The 11,249-nt window shown below is 62.2% G+C and carries 10 protein-coding genes; all 10 read right to left on the bottom strand.

The annotated features are described in order from the left end of the window. The coding region (locus V6590_RS20375; RefSeq protein ID WP_335425550.1) for a type IV secretory system conjugative DNA transfer family protein at positions 1 to 1,577 on the bottom strand (1,577 nt) is incomplete at its 3' end. Positions 1,578 to 1,579: 2 nt separating this feature from the next. After that, positions 1,580 to 3,739, bottom strand: coding sequence for a hypothetical protein (locus V6590_RS20370; RefSeq protein WP_335425549.1), 2,160 nt, complete (start codon positions 3,737 to 3,739; stop codon positions 1,580 to 1,582). 65 nt (positions 3,740 to 3,804) lie between these two features. Continuing rightward, positions 3,805 to 4,791 (bottom strand): ATPase, T2SS/T4P/T4SS family, encoded by a 987-nt coding sequence (locus V6590_RS20365; protein WP_335425547.1) that lies wholly within the window; start codon positions 4,789 to 4,791, stop codon positions 3,805 to 3,807. After that, the gene (locus V6590_RS20360; RefSeq protein WP_335425546.1) at positions 4,791 to 6,110 is read right to left on the bottom strand and encodes a TraB/TrbI/VirB10 family type IV secretion system protein; all 1,320 of its coding nucleotides are present in this window, start codon (positions 6,108 to 6,110) and stop codon (positions 4,791 to 4,793) included. Before V6590_RS20360 ends, V6590_RS20365 begins: the two co-directional genes overlap by 1 nt. Then, entirely contained in the window at positions 6,107 to 6,823 is a 717-nt protein-coding gene (locus V6590_RS20355) for a TrbG/VirB9 family P-type conjugative transfer protein (protein ID WP_335425545.1), read from the bottom strand. Before V6590_RS20355 ends, V6590_RS20360 begins: the two co-directional genes overlap by 4 nt. Before the next feature lies 1 nt (position 6,824). Then, the gene (locus tag V6590_RS20350; protein WP_335425544.1) at positions 6,825 to 7,505 is read right to left on the bottom strand and encodes a VirB8 family type IV secretion system protein; all 681 of its coding nucleotides are present in this window, start codon (positions 7,503 to 7,505) and stop codon (positions 6,825 to 6,827) included. Positions 7,506 to 7,551: 46 nt separating this feature from the next. Then, the gene (locus V6590_RS20345) at positions 7,552 to 8,520 is read right to left on the bottom strand and encodes a TrbL/VirB6 family protein (protein ID WP_335425543.1); all 969 of its coding nucleotides are present in this window, start codon (positions 8,518 to 8,520) and stop codon (positions 7,552 to 7,554) included. A gap of 29 nt (positions 8,521 to 8,549) precedes the next feature. Continuing rightward, complete coding sequence (locus tag V6590_RS20340) at positions 8,550 to 8,960, bottom strand: hypothetical protein (protein ID WP_335425542.1); 411 nt, start codon at positions 8,958 to 8,960, stop codon at positions 8,550 to 8,552. 71 nt (positions 8,961 to 9,031) lie between these two features. Beyond that, positions 9,032 to 9,829, bottom strand: coding sequence for a type IV secretion system protein (locus V6590_RS20335; RefSeq protein WP_335425541.1), 798 nt, complete (start codon positions 9,827 to 9,829; stop codon positions 9,032 to 9,034). Then, positions 9,826 to 10,917, bottom strand: a complete 1,092-nt coding sequence (locus V6590_RS20330; RefSeq protein ID WP_335425540.1) for a lytic transglycosylase domain-containing protein — start codon at positions 10,915 to 10,917, stop codon at positions 9,826 to 9,828. Before V6590_RS20330 ends, V6590_RS20335 begins: the two co-directional genes overlap by 4 nt. Between the last annotated feature and the right edge of the window lie 332 nt (positions 10,918 to 11,249).

Here is an 11,249-nt window from a genome sequence, read left to right as displayed (position 1 = left end):
TGGACAAGGAGCGGGTTCTGCCGTTCCGGGATGAGGATAGCCTGATCGGGGTTCAGGCGCCGCACCTCGTCGGGGGTCAGGAGCGGCCGTTCTTCCATTCGGCGGCTGACCGACCGGCGCTGCATGAAGTCCCGGTCCCGCGACACGCTGTCAGACACCGAAAGCTTGGTGGTCTTCCCCAAGGCGTCCGAGATCTCCCCCGCCGTCTTCTTGTCGTTGGCAGCGAGGTAGAGCTTCATGCCGGCGGCGGATTCGAGGGACATGCGGACGTTTTCACCATAGATGTTGTCGAGGCCGGGGATCGACTGGGTGATGATCGAGACCCGGGCGCCGTGTCCGGCGAGTTGTTTCAGGGCCTGTTCGACAATGGGCATCGGCCCGAGTTGGTCGAATTCGTCGAGCATGACCATGACTGGCCAGGGCTCGGATTTCGGGTCGGGCAGGGTGGAACGCATTGTGGCGATGAGTTCGCCGAAAAACAGACGAACGAGCGGCGAAAGCGTGCGGATGTCATCGGCATTCACAACGACATAAATCGACATCGGGCGCTTGCGCAGATCCGTGAAGGAGAAGTCGTTGCCAGAAGTTGCCCGGTCCACCGCCGGGTTGTTCCAGAGCGTCATGCCGGCGCCACCAAGGACCGAGGCGTGGGACGACAAGGTCCGGTCAGAGTAGCCTGCGAACTTGCGGAAAGTCTGGGCGGCGTTGGGGTGTTTCACCTCCTCGGCATGCTCCCCGTAGACCTCCTGGGTCGCGCCCCTTCCAAAGAGGATGCGGCTGATTTCACCGATGGTGGGCTTGCCGCGCTCAATGGCCAGAAGGCCAGCGGCAACAAAGAGTTCGCGCCCCTCTGTCAGGAAGTCACCTGCCGTCCCTTTGTCCGAAACCGTCAGGAAGTAATCCGAGATCTTGGCGAGTTCCGTGTAGCGCTGTTCGAGGTTTTCAATGCGGGCGACGCGCTCGAGCGGGTTGTAGCGATGGGTCGGGTGTTCAAAATCGAAAGGCGAGAAGCGGTAAACCGCATCGCCTTCGGCCTGTCTGTGCCGCGAGGTGGCCTCGAATATCTCCCCCTTCACGTCGAGAACGACGATGCTGCCGTTGAAGAGGAGCGTGTTCGGGATGACATAGCCCACGCCCTTCCCGGCGCGGGTGGGCGCCACGACAAGGCAGTGCGGGAATTTCTGGAAGGTGGCGCTGACATATGGTGCGCGCTTTGAAGGCACCCCGAGCTTGCCGAAGACCATACCGGCGCCCAAGGGCTGCAAGAGGCCATTCGCCTTCATCTCCGGGCGAGCCTGGAATTTCGCCTGACCATAGCCGGTGAGCTGCTGGCGGAAAGTCAGAGCGAGGGCTGCAATCGTGAAGATAATGGTCGAGGCGCCAACGATCTGCCAGGGCAGAACCCAAGGCACGGAAGTCAACCGGGCGAAGCCGGGGAATTCCTCGATCAGGATAAAGATCCCGGTCGCGTTCGGATCGCGCCCCAGGATCAGGTTCAGAACGAGGCCGCCAGCGATAAGGCCGACCAGGAGACCGGCCGACAGACCGAGCGGGAGGAGAAGCGCGATACTGGGCATGATCAGAATTCCCTGTCTTTTGCATGCGCCCGGTCATGGACAGACACGCGCGCGTGCTCAGGCGGCCTGGGAGCGGCCTCGGTCGTCATGCGACGTTCGGCGGTTTCCACCTCATAGGCACTGAGGCCAAGAGAGGGGTGTTCCTTTGCCGCAGAGATGACGGCCGCTGCAATGGCTTGGCGGGCGCTCGCGTCGGGAGCATCCTTGGCCAAGGCGTCAGTGCGTCCGGCGGCGATGTCTTTCAGCACATTGGCACCGTACCGCTCCTTCATCTCTTCCGCGAAATCCCGTGCTTGCGTCTCATTACGGAAGACGACGGAGCCTTGCTGGGCATGGAGTTTCGCCATCTTGTCCAGGGCCTCGACCATCGGATCAGAGGCTCGCGAAACGTCGATGCCGCGGGCGGACTGGATCATCTCGGCGGCACGTTCGTAAAAGCGGTCCAGGCGTTCCGCAGCTGCGCTGCGGCCTTGCGGGTTGTCGAGGTCATAGCCGTGACGCTTGGCGACGTCGCTGAGATCGGATTTCACCCAGGCCTCCTCTTCGCGGGCGTTGGCGGCACCGGTTTCGAGGCGCTTTTGAAGCTTTTCGGCGTCGATGCCTGCGAGGCGGGCGTTGAGGGTCAGACTTGCCTGCAGGCTGTCAGCATTGCCGGTTTGAAGCGCCGTTTCTTCGCCAGCGATCGTCAACGTCGTTGGACTGATTGTCGTGCTGTAGAGGGTCGACCGGGGAGGGGCCTCGCGTCCGGTCTGCTCTCGATCCAGACCAAAGGCTTCTGCTGCCTCTTTGGCGATGCCCTGCAGTTCTGATCGCAGTTCTTCCTGCCGATCTGCTGGCAATCTGTCGATCTGTGCGCTCGACTGCGCCACCCAAGCGGAGATTGCCCGCGCGGGATCAGCCGTGAAGTCGCTGCGCAACCTTTCTGCTTCGACATGGGCCGTGAGAACCGGGCTTTCAGCCAAATGCCTGGCCAAGGCCTCACTCAGCGGCCCTTCGTCCGGTAATTTGGCCAGCACCTCGGCACTGCCATCACGACCATAGGAGGTGACGGCCAGAAGTTCATCGGGCAGAAACCCAGCGGAGCCTTCGCCGTCGACAAACCGGCCAGTGCCAAGCGTGGCCTCGGCATCGGGAATATGCTCGGCCACCACCTGCCGAAACGCGGGATCGGCAATCAGACGTTCGGCAAGATCACCGCTCGCTTCCGTGTCTCGGCCAAGGGTCAGGACCAGTTGGGCCTCTTCGCCTGCGTAGATTGCGGTTTCCGGGCGGGGGAATTCTGGCTGTTCGCGATGTTCGAGCACGAGGCCGGATGGCACGCGGTCTGCATCGTTGTCAGTGTCACGATCCATCGCCGCAGTCCGGCTAACGGCAATCTCCAGCCCCCCTTCGCCACCTTCGTAGAAATCCCAGGCGTGACGCAAGGCGTCCCGGCTGGTCGCAAAGATCCGGTCCGAGACGCTGATTTCCGTTTCCCCGTCAGGCAACCTTGCCTCGAACCCGGCATGCAACCCCCTGTCGGTCGCGACAGCCACCGGGCGCAATTCGACACTCTGGTCCGTGGTCACCCAATCTCCGGTCGCAACCACCTGCGGCTTCTCCGCCGTGACGACCTGACCAACCTGCGCTTCCGCTTCCACAACTCCTTCCCGGGCCTTCACCGCCGACTGCAAAATGGGTCCCGGTGCAGGTTCCTCCATCCGATCGGACCAAAGGCTTGCTGCCTTCTCTGGTTCACGGCGTGCGAAGGCCTCAAGGTCGTCTTTCAGCCCCGCGTCCAGCCGCTCGACGACATTTGCGCCATCCCGGCCATGTTTGACCCGCTCCAAGCGCTCGGTGATCGAAGCCTCCATCGCTGACAGAAACCCGGCCCGGAATTCCGCATCCGGGCCGTGCGATTCCGGCAGCGATTTGAAATACCGCGTCTCGCCGCTCTCGTGCTGCCCATGGAGTTCCGTCCGGGCCATCGTCCGGGCGGTGTTGCCATCGACATGTGTCACCGAAGGCCGCTCAGCCGGATCGGCCCGGAAGAAGGCCTCACCCGCAAGACGCGGGTCTTCGAACTCCTGGGAAGACCCAGAGAAGGTGAAGCGGACGGAGAAGTATTCCTTCTTCCGCTCTTCGGCCACTTTCGTCTGTAGGCCGTCAATGTCTTGGTACATGAATGCAACCTTTCAGCCCGCTGGCCGATCAAAAGTGGAAAGGGAGGGGCGAAGACCGCAGCCCGTCAGTCCTCGAGGCCGGGGAAATACATCTCCATGATCCCGCGGCGGTCGCCCTGGCGGCCCATCTGCAGGATCACGTCGATCGAGGTTTCGAGGTAGCGGATGACCTCGGCAAAGCTGAGCTTGGTGCCTTGCGCCATGACGAGAAGCGCCAACCGGTCCATCGCTTTGCGTGCCGAATGGGCATGGAGCGTGGTGAAGGAGCCGGAATGGCCGGTGTTGATCGCATCGAGAAAGGTCGCAGCCTCCGACCCGCGCAATTCACCGAGGATGATCCGGTCCGGCCGAAGCCGCAGGGTGGCCTGCAGGAGCTTGTCGGCTGAGCGCGGAGAGGCCTCATCACGCTGCGCGATCAGGCTCACGGTGTTGGGCTGGCCCGGCAGAAGTTCGAGGGAATCCTCGATGGTGACGATGCGCTCGTCGGGGGCGACCATCTCCAGAAGCTTGCGGCCGAGCTCGGTCTTGCCTGTCGAGGTGCCGCCCGAGACGATGACGTTCAGCCGCTCGGAAACGAGACGCCCGAGGAAGGCACCGACATCCGCCCCTTCGGACCCGGCGCGGATGTCTGCGACCAGGAGCCGTCTTTCCTCCTCCAGGGATTTCTCCTGTCCCCGCAGGAAGCTGAAGGATCGCGGCGCGCGCCTCTGATCCCCCTGCCGGGACCGAAACACCCGGATGCCAATGACCGTGCCACCGGAGACAGCCGGTGTGCCGACCACCTGACAGCGCAACATCAGATCGCGGTAGCGGACCGCCGCCGAAACAAGCGGGGCGCTTTCGGTGAAGGTGTTCGCGGTCGAATTGGCGATCTGGGCGGCGAGATCGCGAACTGACCGCGCGGGCAGGGGCGCAAGCCCGCTCGGTCCCATGTGGATTTGCCCCGACCGCTCCACCCAGATCGTGCCATCAGCATTGATCGCAAGCTCCATGACGGCCGGGTCTGCGAGGGCCGCGTCAAGTTGCCCGAGATAGGTATCGAGATAGCTCATCAATAAAACTCGATGTCGGCATCGACCCGGACCATGACGACGGCACCCTGATTGACGCTGATCGTGGGCGGGATGCGCAGATAGTCGGCCATGACATCATTCACCGCCTCGCCAAGGTCATTGCCAACGCTCTCGGCGGTATCGGATGCCACCTCATCGCCTTCGTGTCGGGCGGCTGCGATTGCGGGGACGGCCCCGATCACCGAGATCAGCGCAGCGGTTCCGAAGCGCTGCAGGAAGTGGTTGCGCACCTTGCCGGGCAGACCTGATCGCCCAATCCGGTCTGTACCGTAGGCCGCAAGTTCCACGGATTGGCCATCGGTGGTGACGATCCGGTCCCAGGCGATCAGCACCCTGCGCTGCCCGGCATCGACCTCGGAGTCGTAGCGGCCAAAGAGACGGGAGCCGCGCGGAATGAGGACGCGGGACATATCGAAAGACCAGACATCATGACTGACGATGGCGGCGACATTGCCGGAAAGGTCGGAGCTGACGGCGGTTTCCAGCGAGGCCTCGATCAGGGTGCCCTGCATCACGGTATAAGCAGGGTTGGCGATCACCTCAGCCTGGCGGACCTCAGCCGACTTGGCCCCTGCGCGCCGGAAAGCCTCATCGCCCGTGGCGGTGGCACCTCCACCCCCGGAACTGGTCGGAACTGCGCCACCCGTCTCCCCGGCCATATCCATGGAAGAGCGCATCGCGACCATATCGGAGTGGATCTGGGCTTCCTTCAGCATCTCGGCCTCCTGGCGTCTCCGGGCCAGTTCCTCTTCGCGGGCCCGAGCCGCTTCGGCCTCGGCGTCACCCTCGACCAGAGCCTTGGTCTCAAGTTCGGTCTGGAGCCGGATATTCTCGCGTTCAAGGTCGGAGAGGGCGGCCTCCCGTGCCTTGGCATCCGCATCGAGGGCCGCCAGTTGCGCCTTCAGGTCCGCGAGCGCCGCCTCGTCGGTGACGGTCACCGGATTGGCTTTCAGATCGGCGATCTGGGCGTTCAGGGCCTCGATCTCGGTCTGCAACCGTTCGGCCTCGGAACGGTCCGGAGCGGCAGGCACGATCTGCGGTTTTTCTTTCGTGATCGAAAACCCGTCGGCACCACCCGCGCCTTGAAAATCACTGACGGAGGCGGTTTCCAGCGCGGGCGCCGGGGCAGGGGCTTCCGGGGCGGCGAGGACAAGCCAAGCCCCGACGCCAACGCCTGCTACAGCAGTCACGGCCGAAAGCGCGTAAGGGTTCACGCCACGGCGGCGCTTTGGGGCCTCGGCTGGTTTCATGCGGGCCATGCGTGCGGCAAGTTTGCCGTCCTGATCGTCTTCGCTCATTGGCCGCCCCCCGTTTCTGCGATCACGCAGACATACTCATCGCCGTAGCGCAGGACCCAGCGTTCGGAGCGGGAACTGACGGTGATCGTGGTGCCGCGCATGGCGGAGTTGACCGAATACTCCTGCCCCTTGGCATCAGCCCGGAAGATCGTCGGCATCGGCGCACCGGGCGCGATGACAAAACTGGTCTTCCGCCCATCATCCGAGATCGACACCGGCGCGAAGTCCGGCAGCCTCTTGCCTCTTTTCATGAGCTTGTAGGTCATCGGCAGGGCTGCCGGGATGTCTGTGCCAGACGGGGTGCCACGGGAATTGCCCGGAACCGTGAACTTCACCGAATAGTTCGGGCTGCCCTTGGCGCTTTCCGTCACCTGCAGGAAATAGATGTTCTTCTGGGTCTCGACCGTCAGGTTGGTCGTGGCACCCGCCACCACCGGCTTGATGATGAAGAGGTTCGACCGTTCCAGCTTGTCGATCTTGAAGCTTTCGAGATCGCCGATGGCGATGGACTGGATCTTCTCGCCGTCGCCAAGTTCGACGAGGGTCACGGTCAGGAGCCGGGTGGTGATCCGGTAGACCTGACCCTCTTGATAGGTGGCATAGGTCACCCGGGCGTCGTGGCTGCCGGATTTTGGGGCAGTCTCAGCGAGGGTGGGCAGGGCGGTGAGGCTAGCCACAAGACCCGCCGTGAGGATTGTGAAGCGTGGGGTCATGTCAGCCTTCCGAAGGGGTCAGGGCCTCGGATGTGAGGCGATAATCTGTGACGAGGAACCCGGTCGGGTTCTGCCAGACGAGATCGAGTGCGCTATCCCTGGTCGGCTCGAACCGGTAGGTGACGGTCGCGGTGAACTTGCCCTCCCTGTCCGGGATACCCTCACCATCCGAGACCCAGGTCTTGGTGAAGCGGACCTGTGCGGTGGTCTCGTTCACCGGCGTGATCGAGAGGATGTCGACCCGGACCTTTGAACTTTCGCCGTAAAGCTTCGGTGGGTAATTGGGGTGGCCTTCCGTCCAGAGCGCCACGAGGGACTGGCGGGCATTCGCCTCGGACCAGGTATAGGCGCGGAGAATCCGTTCCTCGTTGTCGTGCTGGTCATAGGTTTCGCGGTCAGTGACATAGGCGAAGAGGAGGCTTTGCCGGATGGCCTCGGCCTGTTCCATTCCGGCCTTCTCGACGGCGACCACCCGCTCGGCCACGCCAGTATCCTTGTCGACGATGGCAAGGAAGGCCTCGGTCTCCTTCAGGGGCAGGAGGGTGACGACCGCAATCATCCCCATGAGGCCGATGGCGAGACCGCCGCCCGCCACGGCATAGGCGATGCGCTCGCGCTTCTTCACGCCGAAGAACATCTCGGCTTCGAGAAAACTTCTCAGTTCAGGGGGTGAACCTGTCATGGTCTTGCTCCGGAAACGGGGGGTGGCGCGGTTGGCGGTGGCGGAGTCAGCTGTCGCGGATGAACTGGCCGAGCCGCATCCGTGCGGCATGACCGCGCTCGGCATCTGACCGTGCCTGATCGCGCCGATGGTGTTCACTGGTCTTGCCGGTCAAGAATCCTGATCGGAATTCGTTCATGCGCCGTGCGGAATAGTCGCTGGCTTTTTCCAAAGGCTTGCCCGCAACCCGCAGGGCCTGGGGCGCGATGCTCGCAAGGCTGATTTGGCCGGTGATATGGGTCACGGCATTCGGGATCGCCATCAGGGCGAAGATACCCACGAAGACAATGACGAAGAAGCCGAGGATCGAGCCGAGATCGGTGACATGCTTGGTCTCGCGGAAAACATCATGCGCCACAGTAACCACGGCGACAATGATCCCTGCGGAGGCCACCGGATACATCAAATAGCCGATCATCGCCGAGAGCCAGGCCTCGAAGATGCCCTTGGTTTTCTCGAAGATTGTGGCGCCGATGGCGAGCGGGGCAACGCCCAGAAGGAAGGCGATCATCAGCTTGGCGAAACCGACGATGAAGACATAGACCGCCATCAGGATTCCGAGAACGACATAGAGGATCGCGGCAACGAAGCCACGCATGATCGAGGACATGGCCGAGGAGACCCTATCGACGTTGCCGGCCATCATCCTGGCCATGTCATCCATGGCCGCTGTGGCGGAGGTCGCGACACCGCCGCCGCCGAGGCGGAAGTATTCCAGCGCCAGATCGCTCAGACCATTGCTGGCGGCCTGATAGATCTGGCTGAAGTTCGACCAGGTCAGACCGAACATCAGCACCATGACGATCCGGAAGGCGAGTTGCACCGCATCGCGCATGGCGATGCGATAGACATTGAGAGCAGCATTGATCCCGACCATGACGAGGAGGAGCGCGAGAAGGCTCGAAAAGATCGGGCCGACGGCACTGGCTGTTGCCTCAAAAAACCGTTGGCCCGCCGTCGTGATCGCCGCATCCAAGGTCGTCAGAATGGTCGAGACACTGTCCATCAGAAGGAACCGCCACACATGGTTTCGGCGATAGCCGTCAAGCGGTCAGCTTCTGCAGCAATTTCCTTGGTGTGGAGCCAACCCAAACGTTCGACGCCGTTCTGCTTGCGCAATGTCTCTGTGACGCGCTTGACGTCGACCCAAGACGCGACCTTCCCTGTGCAAGTACAATCCCTTTTTTCAACAACATTTCTTGCCTGAACAAAGCCATAGACGTCCCGAAGCGCACGCGCCTCAGGTCCGGACTGCGCGTCATGATACTCCGGGGGCCACTGAGCCTCACAGTTCCGGAACTCTTCGTTCACCGCGCCTGGGATCGGCTGGACATTGTCCGGCACATCGATCTTCGGCAGGACATTGAGGAAGGCTTCTTCCTGCGCTAGGTCGGTCGGGGCAGGGGTCTCGGCCATGGCCATCCCCGTCCAGAGGGACATCATGATCAGCGCAGCGCTGATGGGCCGCCTTTGTGACACATCCATTCTTATTCCTTCCCGATGACTGTGATGAACTTCTCTTCCTCGGCGGCCGTCGCGGCGTCCATGACGCCCGTTTCGCCCATGCCGATCAGCTGGGCGGATTCCATGTTCCAGATATTGGCCAGGGCGATGGAGAGTTCGGCAGTGACCCTTGTGTTGAGGTCGATGGCTTCTTTCAGCCCCTTGGTTTTGGGGATTTCCTGAACAAGACCATGCACCCGTTCGAGGCTCTCGGATGCCTTGACCGAGGAGGTTTCCGCGGCCGCCGACAGGAAGGCGGCCGTGTTGGCCTGTGTCCCGATCCGCGCTGCGCCGGGATTGTCGCTTGTGGCCAGCGTATCGACAGTTTTCACATCCAGCCCAGCTGATGCGAAAAACTCGGAGACATATTGCCCGGCAGGCTTGTCGCCCACCTTGCCGGAGGTGGTCATCAGGGCATAGTCGCCACCCTTTGCCGCCACCAATCCACCTGTCAGGTCGGAGACATCGGGCAGGATATCGTCAAAAAAGGTATCAGGGTCCGGAATGCCCAAGGCTTCCAGCGTCAATCCGTTCTTCAGGGCATCGAGCTGCGCCTTGAGAGTGGTGATCTGCTCAATCTGCTTCAGGATCTGCTCGTCAAGCTTCAGGTTCGCGGCGATCATCTCGCGTACCTGCAGTTTTGCCTGGGTCAGGACTTCGCCGATCTTGGCAATGCTCGTGAGGTCGATCGTGGGCACGCCCTGGCCATAGGCGGGCACTGCTGCGACGAAAACGGCTGCCATCAGGAGGGGGCCGATGCCCCGGATATGCTTGGGGGTCATTCGGAACCAGCCTTTACCTTGATGAATGTTGCGTCGCGGGCATAGGCCTCCAGCCAGAGCGCGTAGCGGGCCTGGTCGACCCTGACCCCTGCAGCCTTGACCCGGGTCACCATCAGCGCGATCCGCGCTGCCTCGGCCCGGGCATAGCTGTTGAGATCCAGCGCTTCCTTGGCTGACTTGGTGGTCGGGATCCTCTCGATGAGGACGCGGAGCCGTTTCAGCGAAGCCGCGATCTCGAGGCTTGCTTCCATGCCATAGTGCAGACTGGCGTCGGAGACATTGGAGGCCGTGGCGATTGCCATGTCGGTCGGGTCGAAGGTGCCGACCTGGTCGATCCCGCTGATCTTGGCCGCATAGGCGTTGAAATACCCGGTGATGCGGACGACGTAGTCCTGGGTTTCCTTGAAGGGTGGGATGCCGCCGTGTTTCGTGACATTGCCGGGTCCGGCATTGTAGGCGGCCAAGGCCAGGGGCACCGAACCGAAGGTCTTCAGCTGCATCAGGAAATACCGGGCGCCGCCATCAAGTTGCAGCATAGGGTCGTCATAATAGGCCGGATAAATGCCAAGGTCCTTCGCTGTTCCCGGCATCACCTGCGTGAGGCCGAAAGCACCAACAGGCGAACGCGCCCCGATGGAAAACCCGGATTCCTGTTTCACGAGGCTCTGGAACCAGATGCGGAATTCGACCGGGTTGAGGCCGGCCCGCGCGAGGCCCGGGTGGCCCGCGTATTTTTTCGCGGTGGCGACGATCATCTCCTCGATGCCGGTCTTGCCGTCACCAAAAAGCCGTGCCGCATAGGGGCTGTCATCTTCGACATCATAGAGGACTTCCGCCTCGGCGCCCGGGATCACCTCCAGATCGCCAATCCATGGCGTGTTGCCGGTCATCATCGCGAGCGTGGCGTCCAGCGCATCAAGCTGTTCCTTGTGCAGGTCTGCAAGCCGGGCCTTCCGCTCAGTCTCGCGCCCGCGTCCTTCGGTCAGTCTCGATACCTGTTCGATCTCGAGGCTGTGCTGAATGATCGACTTGCCATCGACGATCGGCACACCTTGCGCGAGGGCTGCCAGCGGCAGCACTGTCGCCATCAGGGCGATGACCCTGACAGAGCATGAGGATTTAGCGGCAGCCGGTATCATCTTGCCCTGGAGTTTTTGCGCGGTACGGTGTTGGCATTGCGGGCCTTGGGCTCTTGCTCGATCGCGTCACCGTCGAGCCGGCAGTGGCCCAGCAATTGGTCTTGATGATTGGGACGTCCGCGCAGCCCGAAGGACCCAGCAGCATCAAGCCGCTAAGGATAGTTATGTAATATACTGATTTCATTCGACAATCATTCCTTCCAGAATCTGGGCCGCGCGGCATACTCCGTGCCGAAGGCATTGAGCCCCGCCTGACCGCCGCCAAGCGCCGTCAGCAAAGA

Source organism: Gemmobacter denitrificans (assembly GCF_036964905.1).
In the GTDB taxonomy this organism is placed as follows: Bacteria; Pseudomonadota; Alphaproteobacteria; order Rhodobacterales; family Rhodobacteraceae; genus Gemmobacter; species Gemmobacter denitrificans.
The sequence above is the reverse complement of the archived record's forward strand: the minus strand, read 5'-3'. Positions and strand labels throughout refer to the sequence as shown.

Coding starts and splice junctions, on each gene's coding strand:
- V6590_RS20360 (WP_335425546.1), bottom strand. CDS start 6,110: ATGAGCGAAGACGATCAGGACGGCAAACTTGCCGCACGCATGGCCCGC.
- V6590_RS20330 (WP_335425540.1), bottom strand. CDS start 10,917: ATGGCGACAGTGCTGCCGCTGGCAGCCCTCGCGCAAGGTGTGCCGATC.
- V6590_RS20350 (WP_335425544.1), bottom strand. CDS start 7,505: ATGACAGGTTCACCCCCTGAACTGAGAAGTTTTCTCGAAGCCGAGATG.
- V6590_RS20355 (WP_335425545.1), bottom strand. CDS start 6,823: ATGACCCCACGCTTCACAATCCTCACGGCGGGTCTTGTGGCTAGCCTC.
- V6590_RS20365 (WP_335425547.1), bottom strand. CDS start 4,791: ATGAGCTATCTCGATACCTATCTCGGGCAACTTGACGCGGCCCTCGCA.
- V6590_RS20340 (WP_335425542.1), bottom strand. CDS start 8,960: ATGGCCGAGACCCCTGCCCCGACCGACCTAGCGCAGGAAGAAGCCTTC.
- V6590_RS20335 (WP_335425541.1), bottom strand. CDS start 9,829: ATGACCCCCAAGCATATCCGGGGCATCGGCCCCCTCCTGATGGCAGCC.
- V6590_RS20370 (WP_335425549.1), bottom strand. CDS start 3,739: ATGTACCAAGACATTGACGGCCTACAGACGAAAGTGGCCGAAGAGCGG.